We start from the raw sequence: 14,936 nt of genomic DNA, 5'->3' as shown, positions 1-14,936 counted from the left end.
TTCTCGGCTGCATGGTGGTGGAGACCGGTGAGCCGCAGCTGGAGAACCTCGATGTAATCGAGGCAGGCAGTGGTGCCGGTCGCGGGGCGATGCAGTACACCGGCGTGCGGCGCAGCGCCTATGACGCCGCACGTCTACATGCCATCGCAGAAGGCATCGATCCCAACAGCAACGGCTGGCAGGAGCAGTACTTCGCCGAGGAGTACGCCGGGTTGCATGACCCGCCCGAGGGCTCGCTGATCGGCTGGACCCGGGTATTTGAGGACCGGCCTTCTGGCATGGATTCAGCAGTGGCAGCGGCCTACTGGACCGGTTCAGCTGCCGCGGCTGAGGGTTACTTCAGGCCCGGCACCCCGCACCTAGAGCGGCGCCAAGCAGGAGCCCAACGGATCTGGCAATTGCTGCAGGGCGGTGAGCTTGTGCTGCCTCCCGCAGGGGGCTGATCAACCGGCAGGAGGAAAGAGAACCGTGACACCAGAACCAGCACGACGGCCACCCTTCGACCGGGAGCGATTCATCTTTAAGACCCTGGCGGTGGTGATCGGCACCCAGCTGCTGATCTATTCGCTCGCCGCTGGGGTTTGCGGCCAAAGGGCGCTCCAGGGCCGTCCTGTCGGTCAGATCTGCCCCGGCACGTTGGAGCAGCTGCAGGGCGGCTTTGATTCCACCCTCAAGCTGCTGCTGGCGCTGCTGGGCGGTGCAGCGCTGACGCGGATGGCACCTCCCTCTTGAGCGCGATCAAACTCCTGCGCTCACGGCCTAGGCCGCAACACCAGCCAAACAATCAGCAGCATGCTGCCGGTGCTCACCAGCGTAAAAATCCAATCGGCGTAGGGAGTCCAAGGCATCCACCCAGCCTGCCTCCCCCGGATACCCCTCAAAGAAGAGGCTGAGCGCCATGCCAAACATGGCTGCTCAGCCCTTGAAGTCTTCAGGACGTCTGTGGATCTACCTGTTCACGTTGTCCTGAGAGAAGCCACAGCTCAGGCGTCTGATGCCAGAGAGGTAGTCACCCCCTGATCGCATGTGGCCGGTAGGGCAACCCTGGGTTTCTACCCTGCTGCGATGGCCCCAGACCTCAAGCACCCCGCCACAGGCGATTTGATTGTGTTGGCCGATGGTGAGCAGCTTTGGCGGATCGGCTGGCCTGGCAATCCAGTGCTGGTGGTAACCAAGAGCGGACCAGACGGCAGCGCCCTCTACCGGCTGGCTGATCCCAGATGCAAAACCTGGAACAAGGTGGGGGATATGAAGCTTGTGCCCTGGCCAGAAGCCGGCAGCTGAGCCAGACCATCTCGCCAGGAGTAGAACAGCTGTACTGTCGCCACTGCTGGTTTGTTGCTGGCCGACCTGCCCATTGGAGAGCCTGTGCCCTTCTGTTTGGGTTCATTGGGTGAGGGCTTGGATCTCCATGCCGCCCTAATTCCTAACCCGGTCTGCACCTTCTACATGCGGGCCAGCGGCAATGGCATGCGCCAGCACGGGATCAATGACGGCGACCTGATGGTGATCGACCGCAGCATTGAACCCTGCTCCGGCCATGTCGTCGTCGTTGCCCACCAGGGCGGCTTTCTAATGCGGCCGCTTTTGCGCCAGGGTGAGCAGTGGTTGCTTGAACCCGTGCGGCCAGGAGAAGCAGCAATTCCTTTGGACCTGGGGGTCTTTGATCGCTCAGGGCTATTTGGCGTAGTGGTGCATGCGGTGCATCACCTCAACAAGCCGCGTTTGCGAAAGATCTGAGCTGGAGTAGTCAGGGAAGCAAGCCGACTCAAACAACCGAAATTCGGGTGTTTGATCCCTCCGAGCTTCCACCCGCTCGCTCCCGCTCTGGGATTCCAGCTTTGCGCTGAACAGGCCGCACATCCGGCCTTGCTCCACCCACTCGCGCCTGCTCAGGGATTCCGCTGCACCCCAATCAGGCCCAGGTCCAAAACTCTTTGGTTGCCCACCAGTGGCTTGCTCCGGGCTTCCTCAGTCTGAGGCATTCCTGCGTCATGCCTCCGCTTCGGGAAGTCCCGTCGCTGCGCCCAATAGCGCAGAAGATCATGGTTTCTCTTTCAGCTGCCGCCTCACCTTTCTGCAGGCCAGAAGAAGATCCGTTCTTGCTGCTCGAATCCACCCTCCGTTCCATTGAGGTGGTGCTGATGCTGCGGCGCGATCTGCCGCTGCGCCGCACCTGGAGCGAGCAGCCCTATGGAGAGGAGGAGATCACCCGCCTAGAAGAGGAGGTCCTGCCCGCCATCCGCAAGTGTCTGGCCCGCGTTGATGAGCTCGATCAGCGGCTGCTGGCCCAGCATGAGTTGCTGGTGCTGCGCTGTGAGCTAGAAGCCAAGCGGCACGCTCTGGCCTAAGGCCCAGGGGCCAAAGGCTCAAGCCCGGCCGGGGGCCTATCCCGGCTTTTCCACCCTGTTGTCTTGCTGGAGATCAGGGTCAGCAGTGGTGCACCGCAGGGGAGAGCACTTCCCCGATGGTTCGCCCAAGCACCAGCAACCTGACGGGCTGGCAGCACCGCAGCGTCAAGGCCAAGGCAAGCGCCCTGCTGGCGGCCTTGACCCTGCGGCTTGATGGGCGCGAGAGGGGGCGTTTTTTCTCCTTCCTGCGATGCAAGCCACCTCCACCCTGCTCCGCTCCAGCAGCACCAGGCAGCGCAAGGCCGGCCAGTCCGTTCGGCAGCTGGTGCTGTTCTCTTTGCCCGAGCCGATCGGCAGCTACTGGGATCTGATCTGTCCAGAGGAAGCCTGGGAGCAGCCCCTGCGCTGGGCCGTCTAGGGCCCAGGCCCGCTGGCGGCCTACGCCCCTCCACCCACTCGCGCCTGCTCGGGGATTCCAGGGCTGCGGCCCAAACCGGTGTTGCACCAGCTGGCCTAATTGCAGGCAGCTCAGCTGCCGCCAGCTGCCCATCGATCAGCACCACCGGCTCCGTTCACTGCAGGAGCGTTGTGGTGCTCCAGCCAGGCATTCAGCAGGTCGCCTTTGGTCACCCGATAGCCCAACTGACGAGCGGTGTGGAGCAGCTCCTGGCGGCTGCGGCAATGGCTGAGGGTCTGCTGGAGCGCCTGGCTGGTTTCTGCATCAGCCACCAACCGCTCCAGATCAGACCAGCTCATGCGCGTTCGCCCGGTATGCGCTCACGTTCGCGTGGGATAGCCCCTGGCACCAGGTTCCGCAGGGCACGCTGCTGCACTCCGCCCGATTGCTTTCTGCCCTTTATTGGGATGGTGGTCAGATCCTCCTAGCTAAACCAGACCTCATCCGACCTGGCGGGAGCAGCTGGACCACGCCTCGATCGCAGAGGGGCGAGCAAGTCTGTTCACCGGACGCGGTGGGGAGGCAGCACGGGTCTTTCAGCAGGGCCACTTGGAGCTTGCTGGCCGGGCGTTGCGAAACCCCTCCGCAGCATGCCCCTACGGCTCGCACTGGCAAGGGCTGACGCAAGGCTCGCTTTTCTCGCCCCTGGCTAGTGCTCTCCTGCGGGGCGCTTGGTCGGTGTTCTCCGCACCACCCCAGCCATGGCCACTCCCCAAGGCCCCGTCTGTGAAGTCCGCCTGCTTGTGGTTCACCGCTATCCACCCGGCGTTCAGAAGCTCGGCTCCACTCCCTGTGAGGTCGAGTTCTTTGGCCGCCGCGGTAAGCCCGTCAAAAAGATGCGGCTGATCCCTGCCGAGAAGGCATTCGCATTTGCCCGCAAGCTGCAGGGCACCCCCGGCTGCACCGTTTCGGTTTGCTGAGCCTGGGGGCTCAGGCCCGGCTGCCGGTTGGTGGCCGGGCCTCATAGCCAATGCCTGTAGCTAGACCGCTGCCGCCGGGCCCGGGCCTTGGAGCGAGCAGAGCCGAACTGGGGGCTGCTGCCGTCACGGCGGCGCCTTACCCAGGTCCCTTTTCTGATCAAGCCAGCGTCCTGGCTATTGGCGCGGCGTGCAGCAACGATCGCCCCGTAACCACGCTTCTGTTTGACGCGGGCACGGGAGCGGGCCTGGCTGGCGCTGGCGGCCGGCACCACGGTGGATGTGGAGCGGTTGCGCCAGAACACCAGATACCAAGCCATTGCTCCCTCCCTGCTGGGTGATCAGCGCCGTGGTGCAGCAGCCCTGGGCGTGGTGCCCTTGACGGCCTCTAGATACAGCTCAGCGGTGCTCAGCGTCTGCAGGTTTGGGGCAGCGCTGTGGTCATGGCCCGCCTCAGCAACCGTGCCTGCATACAAGCCGCTCCTCTGCTGGAACAGGAAGCTGAACACCGGGTGGCGGCGCAGCTCCTCCATGTAGTCGCCATCGCACAGCGCCACGCCATCGGCGGTGAGGGGCTGACGCTTGCCATCGACGGGAAGCAGCCGCTCACGGCCGTCCACATCCCCCAGCTGGAAGTGACCACCGCACAGCGTCACGAAGGTGTCAAAGAACGTCCCCCGTTCATCGCCGCCAACGCGGCCCTCGGCTTCTGAGAACAGGCGCTCTAGCAGCCGTTCCTTGCGCAGGTTCTGCACCTGGGAGCGGGCCTCGTCCCGTTCCTTCTCCACACTGCGCACGCGGCGGATGTTGGCTTCATTCAGCTGGCGTTCACGGTCGCCCACCTGGCGCTCAAACTCTTCTCGCTTGCGCTCAGCGTCCTGCAGGCGGGCGTACTCATCGGGGTTGATCTCCGAGAAACGCGACAGCTGGGCGCGGGCCTTGCGCAGCTCTTTTTCCAGCTGGTTGCTGCGACGGCGCTCGGCACGCAAAGGCTCAGCACTGCTGGTGGTGGCAGCAGGGGGGTCATCGTTGTCACTGCTGCCGCTGACAACTGGGTCTTGGGGCAGGGAGAGGTCGAAGGTGTCGTCGCCCTCGGCAGCATCCAGACCAGCGTCAGCGGCGCCGTCGCTGTCGAGAAGGTCGGAGTCAGTGGCAGGTGGAGCAGAGCCAGCGGGGCCCTGGTTGGGCTGCTGCTGCTGTTGGCCGTAGACCTGCCATGGAGCAGTAGAGGCCAAAAGCACTGGAGCGGTGCCGCTGCTGGTGCGGCTGAAGTCAGAGAAGAAGGAGGAGGACATCACCCATCACGGCTGTGGTGCTGCGGGCGCCCCGTCCGGGCTGCGCTCGCTCTTCCTGTTGCCAGCAGCCGATCCCACTGCTGGCCAGCAACGCCAGTGGGCGTGCCGGTTCGCGTCAAGATGGAAAGCCCTGGTGCCTGGGCCATGGCAAATATCACCTCCGTTACAGGTGCCGGCCTGGCCGCAGGAGCCGCCACCGCTGCCAAGGTCCGAAAGGGTCTGGATCGCACCACCAAGGTCCTGGCGGTGGCTGCCGGCACGGTTGCGGCCTCGCTCAGCGAGCTCAACAACTTCGGGGTTGACCCCCAGCTCATCAGCCGCATCACATCTGCGGCCTCCAACCACGGCGTGGCTGCAGCAGACCTGCTGGCCAAGCTGCCCGGGGAGCTGGAGCACTACGGCACTGCAGCGGTTGATGGCTTCCTCAGAGGGGGCGATGCCCTCGGCAAGCACTGGTCCCACATCGAAAGCCGTTTCAACTCCCCCCACCTGGCCGCCGATGCGGCCAATGGCATCTGGGAGGACGGCTCGGTCAACATCAGCCGCGGCTCCAATGACATGAGCTGGCTGGAGCGACTCCGGGCCAGCACGGACAACCACCTCGATGGACTGATCGCAGCAGCTCAGACCCCTGAGTTTTGGCAGCGCACCCTCGGCAACGCTGTGGAGGCCAGCGCCTATTCAGCAGCGATCACCGCGATGGATCAACTGCTGGTGCACCGCGACCTGTTGCTCAACGGCACAGCCGATGAACGCAAAGAGCGGCTCTTGCAGATCCTGCAGACCAGCGGCTTGATGGCTGCTGGAGCGCTGCCTGTCTCGGTGTTTCTGGCCGTGGCACTGATGCTCGTGCCTGGCCTGGCGGTGGTAATGGGTCCGCTGGGGGTGATCGGCAGTGCCGGACTCGGGTTGAGGCTGATCACCTCTGCCGTGCGTCATCCCAGCCAGCAGGAGCGGCAGGCGGTCCAGCAGTTGCAGGGCTTCCTGCAGGAGCTGGCCTATGCCCAGCAGCGCGATAGCGACGGCAATCTGACCATTACCGTGCAGGCCCAGCCGGCGAGCTGATCGGCTGATACTTCTCGGGATCAGGACTGTGGCTCCCTTACCCGGCCCTAGTGGCCGGGCTGTCATCGAGCGTCGGGCAGCTGATTGCATTGGTTGTGGCCAGGGCCAGCTGGTGGCGCAGCTCCTCGACCGCGACTTCCATACCTAGGTGGAGCATCTGGGCTTGGAGGTGGCTTGAGCCGCAGGGCTCTCCATCACCCTGCCAACTCGGGCAGCTCATCCAGTAGAGGCGCCGAGCGCCGGGCCGGCAGGTAGATCCACTCTCCGGCTGGCAGCTGGGTTGAGGGCAGATAACCCGGCACCAGCAGTTGCATCCCGGCCGGGATCGGCGTGGTGGAGCGATAGATGGGCAAAAGCAGGGTGGTGCCAGCCGGCAGCGGTTCCTCGCTTGGCCAGCTGCTCAGCTCAGGGTTGAACTCGCGCAGCAGGGAGAGGCTGAGGTTCTGCTCGGCAGCCACGCTGCTCAAGGTCTCGCCCTCGCCTGTGACGTAGGGCTCGCTCTGCTGCAGCACCGGGTTGAGGCTGCGCAGCTTGCTTTCCGTGGTGCCATGCCTACCAGCCAGCACCGCCAACGAATCACCCTCAACTGCGGTGATCGTTTGGGTGCTTTCAAGTTGGGGGTTGCTTCGCCGCAAGGTGGCCACGGTGGTCCCGTAGCGCTCAGCGATCAGGTTCAAGGTGTCGCCAGTTCTAAGCACCAGCACGCTGTGGGGTCTAAGCACAAGCTGGATCGCCTCCCCCAGCAGCGGCTGCACCAATAAACCGATGCCGCCAGGGCCGTAGTCCGCCCCGAAGTGCTGCACCAAGCAGCCCGCGAACTGGGCACGACCTCCTGATGGCAGACCACCCTGGGGCGACAACTGAGCCAGATCTCCCAGCCACATCACCCCCTGGCAGGGGGCCTGCACCGTGCCTAGCAGCGTTGGATCCCAGGGCAGCGGTGCCTCACCGCGAAAGCCTGGGGTGGCCCAGGCCAACTCGGCCGCCAGCCAGTCGAAGGTGTTGCTGGTGCTCACCTGCAGGATTGCTGAGCGGCAGAGGTAGCCCCGCAGCAGCACATCGCCCGGGTCGGTGAGGGCGGTGTCGTTGTAGCCGCCAACGATGCCGGCTTGCTCGAGGAAGCAGTCGATCACATGCCGGCGGATGGGAACCGGACTGCGGCTCTCGGGCCGGTCCACCTCAAACAGGCAGAGGCGGGCATTGGCGTAGGGCTGCAAGGCCAGCCATAGAGGCGCAGCCAGGGGCTGAGCCACCCGGCTGTCGATCGCCGGGCTGGCTGTTGGCAACCCCACCAGCTGGCCCCACTGCCCTGAAGCACGCACGGGGTTAAGGCCCTGGTTCAGTGGCGAGAGGGGGTGCTCCATCGCTCAGCCCCGCACCAGTGATCCCCGGAAGGGGTCGGTGTTGCAATGACGCCAGTTCTGCAGCCGCGGCAGCAGCAGCGCCAGCTGGCCGATGTGCTGGCTCCTTTGCCGGTTCAGCACCACAGCTGGTGATGGGTCAGCAGGGTTCCACTCGCTTTCGGTTTCCTCCAGCAGCAGCTCGGTGGCGTACTCGACCACCGCCAACTTGCTCAACGGCAGCGGGTTGGGCACGACGCCACCGGCGACGCCTTTGCGCCTGCTGCGCACCGGGCTGTTCACCTCCGCCGGGGTCAGTACCGCCAGCTGCTGATCCAGGCCCGCGATGGCATCGAGGTGGCCCTGGGCGGTGCACACCCCCGTGGGGTAGTGGGTCTGGAGCAGGGCCATCTCCCGGCTCAGAGCCGAGAGGGAGGCTGCGCTGACAGGAATCGAGAGGGCGATGCGCAGGGCTTCTGCGTCGCCTGGGCGCCAGGTGCAGGTGGGAGGGGAGGACTGGGTCATGCCCTCCCTTGCCAGCTCAGCCGCCACTGCCTCCGTTGGGCTCGACTAGCCCCAGCTGCTGCCGCAGCTCAGCGCCGTCGATCACCCCCCGCTCATGCAGCACCAGCCACTCCTGCACCGAGGGCTGGGGTTTGCGCGGCGGTTGCGGCGGCACCAGCGGGCTGATCTCCACGTTGCAGGCCGGCGTGTCGGACAGCTTTTCGCCGGTGAGGCGGGTCCACTGACGCAGCAGGGTGCTGAGCATCGAACTCTTCTGGCCCGCCAGTGACTGCAGCACCGCAAAGCTCTGGCCGGCAGTCAGCGAAATCTCCAGCTCGGTGCGGGCTGGGCCGTGGCCGCCAGCCGGGATCAGGGCGTCGCGGCGCATTGCTTCTTCCAGCTGCTGCAGGTAGGCCCGGTGTTCTGCCAGCGAGCGGGCTTCTATTTCGACCCACTGAAACTTGGCGCCCTCCGGCAGGTCCATAAAGGAGGAGGTGGAGAGCACCAGGCGCTGGGGGCGTTGGGCATCTGTTCCACCGGTGGAAGCACCAGAGCCCATGGAGCCATCACTGCGGCGAAAGCCGTAGGCATCCACCAGCCCGGTGCGCACGCCCACTGGCAGGGCGGTGCGTGACAACAGATCCTCGTAATCGCTGCGGCAGCGGTAGTGGTTGAGGTACTGGTGGGCCAGACCCAGGTGAGGCAGATCGCCCTCACCAAAGGCGCTGCCATCCACTGAGTACCAAAGGGCTGGCAGGTCAAAGCGCTGCGGCAGCAGAGAAGGCTCGCCCACCGGCACGACGTCGTAGCCATCAACGGCGCCGGGGTTGGGGTTGGCCTGCCAGCTGCGCAGCACCAGGCCGTCGTCGGTGACCGAGAGGCTGCGGTACAGCCAGGCCTGTGGATCAGGCACCAGGCCGCCGTGGGCGTCGATCAGCACCGTGGGCACCGCGGCGTTGCCGCTGGCGTAACGAGGCGGCAGGGCCTGGTGGCGCGGCTCCCGCCAGACGATCTCCACCGGCCCCGATGCCGGAGCGGCACTGGCGGAATCGGTAGGGAGGCGCCAGTTGAGCAGGTCGCCCCGGGGCACCAGTTGCAGACGGGGCAGGGATAGCCGGTCGCCCTTGGCGAGGGCTTCCAGCCGGTCCCCTTCTGATGGCCAGCGGTGCTGGGGCGGCAGCTGCAGGATCAGGCAGGCCCCATCCCGCAGGGTGAGCAGGTCGGCCAGGAACAGGAACACCCCCAGGTCGGTGCCCTGACCATCCACATCGGTGGCCACATGGCTCAGGGAGTCGGGCAGCTCCTGCCAGGACAATCGAGACAGCATCCCGGCGTAGGTGCGCAGGGCATCGCGGTAGAAGCCGGTGGGTCTGGCTGCCTCCAGCCGCTTGAGGTAGCAGGTCTCTGGCTCCTCGATACCGCGGGGGAGATACAACGGCCGGCGGCTTGTACCGTCAGGGAGTTCGAGCAGGGTCCAGCAGTCGTAGACCAGTTGCAGTCGGTCCCGCAGGCCAGAGAGGGTGGGGTGTTCCAGCCAGGGGGGATCGTTGTGGTTCGCAGAGGTCCTGAGCTTGGTAGCGAAAGTATGTCCTGGTCGGCTGGTGGTGGACATTGGACCCTGATTGGATCTCAGCTCTTGCCAGCGCCAGCGACACGGCAAGAGCGAAGGGCTGCAAGATCTGCAATGGTTTGCTGGATTGCCGGGCGGCCGAGGCACGCATGAATTTCGAATCGAAATGAACCCTTTGGCTCCTTGCGGGTGCTACTGCAGATCCGTGGACCAGGGCTGACCCGGACCAGATCCACTACCGCCCAATAGGGCTAAAATTCAATATGAATCAGCTGAGTTGCCTGCAAGAAAATGACTAGAGGGATTAGGATGCGGTGGAAATAACATAGACGAAATCTAGCCATTGATAGGCGCTACCAATCATGAAGCTATACTGTTACAGCACTTCCCCAATTGATTTTTGGCTCGGCGCTATTACCGGCGAGCAGTTATTTAAAGCCATGTGGGATTCCTGCTGGCAAGATTGGGACAGCTTGGCTACAGCCTGCAAGCAGGTTGGCGAGCTCAAGGCTCAAGCAGAGGAGGCTTTCAAGACGATTGGCTGGGAGGGCGACGCCCGCGAAGGTCCCTTCTACTTTGCGCTACCTGGTGACAACAATCTATTGATCGGATATATTGTAAAGCAGGATAACAACGGAGAATGCTTTATCGCATCTCCAGTGCCGATGACGCATCTCGAAGGACTCGCAAGTCAAGTCTTTATAACGGCTTAGCAAAATACGCGGAATATTTTTAGCGCCTAGCCGAGTTATCGAGTAAAGCAGTTTCTTTCGGTCAGGGATTCCCTCTGGAGAGCTTTCTCTACAATTTGACTTCTTCGTTACTCCAATGGGAGCGCTACCACCCTGACCGAGCAGGCCTCAACAATTTGATGCCACAGCTCCCGCCTGATACCAAGCCGCTCAGTCATGACAACAACGCTGGCCCCGGACCCAAGCAGTCGCTGCCCCCGGGCATGCAGCTCCCGCCACGTCGGCGGCACCTTGAGCAAGAAGCCGTTGTCCCGCAGAAAATGCGTGATCTCCCCATTTGCATAGGTGCGTCCATAAGGACGAAATGGTCCCCGTGAAGGGTCGTAGCGGCGGGCCGCCTTGATCAGCCCGATCATCGCCAGCTGCAGCAAGTCCTCCTTGGGGTGAACAGTGCGGCGAGCGAAGTTGCCGGCGATCTTCTCTGCCAAGTCCATGTGCTCCAGGGCCAGAGCGTCGGCAGCGGCATGGGGCCGCACGGGACGCTGGCGCCGCGGCCGGTCGAGCGAAGCCTGACGGGCCGGAGCCCTAGGCGGATGCCGAGCAGGCTCTGCCCATTTGATCTCCAGCTGCCCCGCTCGCGCACAACAAGCCGGCCGGCGGTAGCGGCGTTGCCGCAGCATCCGCGACGCACCGGAAGTCGTTCCCACCAGCACCACCGTGATCGGCAACGACAGCTGAAGCACTTCTGGTTGCCCATCCACAGGCGCCAGAGCCTGCTGGGGCAACTGCTCAGAGGCTGCCATCACTGCACCCGTCATCGCCTTCTTTCCTCCTCCATCACCGGCTCACCAGCAGCGGCGTCACCACCGGCTGGATGCCCTGGGCTTTCCAGTAGCGCCCCTCCAGCCAGAGGGCGCCGTGGCAGAAGGCATCCACCAGGTCCTTACTGCCCTTGGGGAAACGGATCGCTTCTTCCACCAGCGGCTGGGCACGGTGGTGAAAGCGGATCTGCCCGGCCTCCACCAGGGGGGCGACGGCATGGGCGCGGGTTTCCTTGCTGCCTCTTGCAGTAATTGGCAGCATCCCCGGCACGCGGCGCCGGAGGGTTTGCAGCACAGCCGGCCCGTTGGCGGCGTCTTCTATCAGCACGGCATTGGGACGCAGGCCCTGCTGCTCCAGCGCCTCCAGGCAGCCCAGCAGAAAGCGAATCACCTCCGGCAGGCCAAAGCGGTGCCGGGCAGCCCAGAGCACCTCCATCTCCAAGGCTGTGCTGTGCGGCGGTCCCTCGTGTTCGCCTGTGCGCGGGTTGAGCACCCTCGGTGGTGGTGCCAGTAGGCCGACGAGGCAGAAGCCGCAGTAGTCGCTTTCTGCCTCACCCTTGAAGGACAAGTCACAGGAGAGGGCCAGCAGGGCGTATTGCCGCTGGCGGCCAGCGTTAGCTCCTGCCTCCTCGCGTGGGAAGGGCGGTCTGATCCAGTTGCGCAGGAAGATTGATCCAGACGCTGGACTGGGCCGCTGCTGATAAAGCGCCGCCCACCAGTAAGCGCCCAGGCGGGCACGGATTTTGACCAGCTCGCTCAGAGGGAACCGCTCCGGACACAGCGCCTCGCCCCTCTCGCGCCAGTCCGGAATCAGCGTGCAGGTGGGCGGCAGCTTGGGGCGCTCAGCCGGGTCCTCTGCAACAGCTGGTAGGTCCAGCACGGTCCACTGCTGCGGCGCCTCGCCCAGCTCCTGCTCGTACAACCAGCCGATCACGTCCTGGTGGTCCCAGCGGGTCAGCACCACCACCTGGGCCGAAAGATTCGGCTGCTCGCTGCCGTCTGCTCCCAGCACCATGGCCGGCTCAGCCCGGGTGAGCCACACCGAGCGCAGCCAGTCGATCAGCTTCTGCCGCAACGCAGGACTGGCGGCATCACCTGGGCCCTTGTAGGGGTCGTCGATGATTCCCAGGCTGTAGCCCTTGCCCGTAAACGGGCCATCCACACCGGCAGCGATGCAGCCGCCCCGCTGCCGCGTCAACCAGTTGCCCACAGCTGCCGAGTCCCGGGCCAGCAGGTGGCCGGTAACCCGGTAGAAGTGGCGCGCTTCTCGGGAATGGGCATAGGCCAACTCCGCCGAATACGACGCGATCGCCGCAAACAGGTGCGGGTAGCGCTGCAGGAAGTAGGCCGGAAACAGCTTGGAAACCAGGAGACTTTTGCCGAGCCGGGGAGGACAGGTGACGATCAGCCGGCTCAGCTGGCCATCGGCCACGGCTTGCAGCAGCTCGATCAGCACCTCAGCCCAGTGGTGGAAGCCATACCGGGGGTAGGCCTCGGCAATGAAGCTGCGCAGGCTCTGGGGTTCTGCTGGCTCGGCTGTGGTGGTTGTCGGCAGATGCAGCAGGCCGGCGTCGCCCCAGGGGTCGAGCTGGCTCAGCAGCAGACCGCCTTCTGCAGGGGCCTGTTGCGTGAGCACTGGTGCAGACATAGCGGTGGCGGTGCTGCTCACGGTCATGCCCTCGGCTCCGGTGGCTTGATCGGTGCCCGCAGCAGACCGCCTATTTCAGCGATCACCCGGAAGGCACCCACGGCAGCGCTGAACTGCTCGGAATCCATCGCCCGGCGGGCGCATTCGTTCAGCGCAAAGATCTGCTCGGCCTGGTGGCGGCGGCGGTCGGTGATCAGCTCCTCCACCATCCGCTCGCGGGCGAGGTTGAGGTAGCGGTTCACCGTCTGGCTGTTGCGGACCCCCCATTTCTCACCAGCATTTTCGAGGATCTGTACCAGCGGCAATCGCTGAGCGATCCAAAGCTGGGCCTCCGCGATGCGTCGCTCGATCTCCAGTCGGCTGGGTCTAGGGACTGGGATTGCCCCACGCTTCTGCCGCGGTGGATTGCCCTTGCCCACGGGGCGGCTGGGGTCAACGCCCACCGTCTCGCCCAGGGGCCGGCCGTCGGCGTCCTCTGCCAAAGCAGCAGTGCGCAGGGCTTCTATGGGATCGAGCTGGCGAGCCTCCAGCAGCGCAAGAGCGCTGGGATCAGCAGCGGGAGGGTGTCCGGCAGCCACGCGTAAACAACACCTGTAGAGGGATAAGCAATGCCAACGCGAATGAGATGCGGTGTATTTGCGTTCCCGAAAGCATAGCCGGGTTGCCAAGGGTTGATTTCTATGGCCATGCGTCGCGCTACCGGTGCCGAGCGAGCCCGCTCCTGCCTATCCACTCAAGGGCTGCTGGCTGCTGCAGCTGGCCTGCCCGGGCCCGTCTAACAGGCCGGAGCGGTTCTAACAGCGTTCTAACAGCTGCTGTTAGACCTCAGATCCACTGCGCAGCAAGAGCTCTGGGCTGCTCTCCTCTTCTTTCTAACCTTCTAACAGAAAGAGATAGATACACAAGCAAAGAGGGGGAGACAGGGGGTCTCTCCTGGATCAGGGGTGTGCACTGGGGTGTGTAAAGAGAGAGTCCCTACCCCCTGTAGGAGTGTTAGAACGTTAGAAACCAGTCACTGCAAGGGGTTTCGCTCTAACAGCCCTGTTAGAGAACGGCCCCTTCTAACGCTCCGGCGCCGGTGAGCATGGCCAGGGGCAGGGCCACAGCCCGCGAGCTGCCCAGGCCGCGGAAGTGCACCAGCTGCGAGCGGCTGGCGCCAGGCAGGCGGCTGAGGATGGCACCCCAATTGGTCACCCAGGCGGTATCCGCCAGCATGCGGGCAATGGCTTCTGCGCTGTTGCTGATCAGCAGCTCCCCCTCCCGCACCCGCAGGCCATGGCGGGCCAGCAGGTCGGCGGCATCAGCGGGCCGCACCGGCTCCATCGGTGAGGGCAGGGCGCTGGACACCAGCTCCACCAGTTCCAGCACCGTGCGGGAGAGCACTGAGCGCTCCTCGCTCTCCACCCGCAGCTGGTGCTGCAGGATCCGGTTGAGGCAGCGGCGCTCATCCGGGAGCTCCGTGCTTTCGCGGTAGCTGCTCCAGTCCGCGCCATCGATCAGGCTCTGCACCTCCGCCGCGCTGGGCACGCGCGAGGCCTGCAGCGACCAGGCCCCGGCCAGCAAGGTGCCGTACTGATCGCCCAGGGCCTGGGAATCGAAGTGAGCGGCCGCCACCTGGGAGCAGACGACGATCGAGCGGCGGATCACCGGGATCAGCGCCACGGTGCGGGCGATCAACCGGTTGGCGAACGCCGGTGTGATCAGCTGCTCGAGGTCCCGGTCCAGCGCCTGCCAGTGCGCCTCCCGCTGCTGCTGGGGGAGCTCGCTGGGGTTGCGCAGGTTTAGCGGCGCAAAGCGGCGCCGGTCGGCGCCCTGCTTGAGACCGGTGGCGATAGATGAAAGCAGGAACATTGAGCGCACCGAGTAGCGCGCCACCTCGCCTGTAGGTGAGCCCTTGACGATCGCTGCGCGGGATTCGGAACTGGCCACCCGCGCCAGCGCCAGGATCGCCTGGATGCGCTGCTGGTCCTCACGCTCGTTGCTCTCCGCCTCATCGATCAGCACCGGCAGGGCGTCGGAGCGCAGGGTCTGGCGGATGCCAGCTTCTGTGACGCTGCCGACGAACACCTGCGCCAAGTCGGCCAGCAGCACGCCGCAAAAGCGCTCAAACAGGTGCGACTTGCCCGAGCCGGCCGGGCCGCTCAGCCAGAGGTGGGGCCGCCAACGCAGGGCACCACAGATCGGCGCCAGCGGCAGCCATCCCGCCAGCAGCTTTGCGAAAGCCTGCACCTCCCAGTGGAAGCGGTCCGCCAAGGTGAGCACCAGCAGTGCCGCCC

Annotated in this window: 18 protein-coding genes and 1 pseudogene; 9 read left to right on the top strand and 10 right to left on the bottom strand. The window is 64.8% G+C overall.

Annotation, left to right across the window (positions count from 1 at the left end; translation table 11 throughout):
- The 6 genes from KBY78_RS09655 to KBY78_RS09630 all read left to right on the top strand — a co-directional run.
- The coding region (locus KBY78_RS09655; protein ID WP_255143413.1) for a hypothetical protein at window positions 1-443 on the top strand (443 nt) is incomplete at its 5' end.
- Between the two features lie 25 nt (window positions 444-468).
- The gene (locus KBY78_RS09650; protein WP_255143412.1) at window positions 469-732 is read left to right on the top strand and encodes a hypothetical protein; all 264 of its coding nucleotides are present in this window, start codon (window positions 469-471) and stop codon (window positions 730-732) included.
- Window positions 733-1,065: 333 nt separating this feature from the next.
- Window positions 1,066-1,284 carry a hypothetical protein gene (locus tag KBY78_RS09645; RefSeq protein ID WP_255143411.1) on the top strand — a complete coding sequence of 73 codons (219 nt, stop codon included), beginning with the start codon at window positions 1,066-1,068 and terminating at the stop codon, window positions 1,282-1,284.
- Window positions 1,285-1,338: 54 nt separating this feature from the next.
- Window positions 1,339-1,740 carry a LexA family transcriptional regulator gene (locus tag KBY78_RS09640; protein WP_255143410.1) on the top strand — a complete coding sequence of 134 codons (402 nt, stop codon included), beginning with the start codon at window positions 1,339-1,341 and terminating at the stop codon, window positions 1,738-1,740.
- Window positions 1,741-2,102: 362 nt separating this feature from the next.
- Window positions 2,103-2,351, top strand: coding sequence for a hypothetical protein (locus KBY78_RS09635; protein WP_255143409.1), 249 nt, complete (start codon window positions 2,103-2,105; stop codon window positions 2,349-2,351).
- Between the two features lie 250 nt (window positions 2,352-2,601).
- The gene (locus KBY78_RS09630) at window positions 2,602-2,769 is read left to right on the top strand and encodes a hypothetical protein (RefSeq protein ID WP_255143408.1); all 168 of its coding nucleotides are present in this window, start codon (window positions 2,602-2,604) and stop codon (window positions 2,767-2,769) included.
- 110 nt (window positions 2,770-2,879) lie between these two features.
- On the opposite strand, the gene KBY78_RS09625 is transcribed toward KBY78_RS09630, so the two are convergent.
- Window positions 2,880-3,107: a Nif11-like leader peptide family natural product precursor gene (locus KBY78_RS09625; RefSeq protein ID WP_255143407.1), complete on the bottom strand. Its 228-nt coding sequence runs from the start codon at window positions 3,105-3,107 to the stop codon at window positions 2,880-2,882.
- A gap of 402 nt (window positions 3,108-3,509) precedes the next feature.
- Between KBY78_RS09625 and KBY78_RS09620 the strand changes: the two genes are divergently transcribed.
- Window positions 3,510-3,728, top strand: a complete 219-nt coding sequence (locus KBY78_RS09620; RefSeq protein ID WP_180667840.1) for a hypothetical protein — start codon at window positions 3,510-3,512, stop codon at window positions 3,726-3,728.
- A gap of 41 nt (window positions 3,729-3,769) precedes the next feature.
- Here KBY78_RS09620 and KBY78_RS09615 read toward each other — a convergent pair whose 3' ends face one another.
- Window positions 3,770-4,045 (bottom strand): hypothetical protein, encoded by a 276-nt coding sequence (locus KBY78_RS09615; protein WP_255143406.1) that lies wholly within the window; start codon window positions 4,043-4,045, stop codon window positions 3,770-3,772.
- 21 nt (window positions 4,046-4,066) lie between these two features.
- Window positions 4,067-5,020, bottom strand: coding sequence for a hypothetical protein (locus tag KBY78_RS09610; RefSeq protein WP_255143405.1), 954 nt, complete (start codon window positions 5,018-5,020; stop codon window positions 4,067-4,069).
- Window positions 5,021-5,164: 144 nt separating this feature from the next.
- Here KBY78_RS09610 and KBY78_RS09605 point away from each other — a divergent pair, with 144 nt between their 5' ends.
- Complete coding sequence (locus KBY78_RS09605) at window positions 5,165-6,085, top strand: hypothetical protein (protein ID WP_255143404.1); 921 nt, start codon at window positions 5,165-5,167, stop codon at window positions 6,083-6,085.
- A gap of 194 nt (window positions 6,086-6,279) precedes the next feature.
- Here KBY78_RS09605 and KBY78_RS09600 read toward each other — a convergent pair whose 3' ends face one another.
- From KBY78_RS09600 to KBY78_RS09590, 3 genes are read right to left on the bottom strand one after another with little or no spacing between them, the layout of a single operon-like run.
- Window positions 6,280-7,449 carry a LysM domain-containing protein gene (locus tag KBY78_RS09600; RefSeq protein ID WP_255143403.1) on the bottom strand — a complete coding sequence of 390 codons (1,170 nt, stop codon included), beginning with the start codon at window positions 7,447-7,449 and terminating at the stop codon, window positions 6,280-6,282.
- Between the two features lie 3 nt (window positions 7,450-7,452).
- A complete protein-coding gene (locus tag KBY78_RS09595; protein WP_255143402.1) occupies window positions 7,453-7,950 on the bottom strand; it encodes a hypothetical protein in 498 nt (165 codons plus the stop codon).
- 16 nt (window positions 7,951-7,966) lie between these two features.
- Complete coding sequence (locus KBY78_RS09590) at window positions 7,967-9,541, bottom strand: DUF4055 domain-containing protein (protein ID WP_255143401.1); 1,575 nt, start codon at window positions 9,539-9,541, stop codon at window positions 7,967-7,969.
- Window positions 9,542-9,861: 320 nt separating this feature from the next.
- Between KBY78_RS09590 and KBY78_RS09585 the strand changes: the two genes are divergently transcribed.
- A complete protein-coding gene (locus tag KBY78_RS09585; RefSeq protein ID WP_255143400.1) occupies window positions 9,862-10,212 on the top strand; it encodes a hypothetical protein in 351 nt (116 codons plus the stop codon).
- 107 nt (window positions 10,213-10,319) lie between these two features.
- Here KBY78_RS09585 and KBY78_RS09580 read toward each other — a convergent pair whose 3' ends face one another.
- From KBY78_RS09580 to KBY78_RS09565, 4 genes and pseudogenes are all read right to left on the bottom strand, one after another.
- Complete coding sequence (locus KBY78_RS09580; protein ID WP_255143399.1) at window positions 10,320-10,994, bottom strand: sigma-70 family RNA polymerase sigma factor; 675 nt, start codon at window positions 10,992-10,994, stop codon at window positions 10,320-10,322.
- 34 nt (window positions 10,995-11,028) lie between these two features.
- Window positions 11,029-12,687: a terminase gene (locus tag KBY78_RS09575; RefSeq protein ID WP_255143398.1), complete on the bottom strand. Its 1,659-nt coding sequence runs from the start codon at window positions 12,685-12,687 to the stop codon at window positions 11,029-11,031.
- A complete protein-coding gene (locus tag KBY78_RS09570) occupies window positions 12,684-13,238 on the bottom strand; it encodes a hypothetical protein (protein WP_254942270.1) in 555 nt (184 codons plus the stop codon). Before KBY78_RS09570 ends, KBY78_RS09575 begins: the two co-directional genes overlap by 4 nt.
- Before the next feature lie 466 nt (window positions 13,239-13,704).
- A pseudogene (locus tag KBY78_RS09565) lies at window positions 13,705-14,936 on the bottom strand (hypothetical protein); the annotation flags it as partial.

Source organism: Synechococcus sp. EJ6-Ellesmere, from assembly GCF_024345875.1.
In the GTDB taxonomy this organism is placed as follows: Bacteria; Cyanobacteriota; Cyanobacteriia; order PCC-6307; family Cyanobiaceae; genus Regnicoccus_A; species Regnicoccus_A antarcticus.
This window is presented reverse-complemented; position numbering and strand designations above follow the sequence as displayed.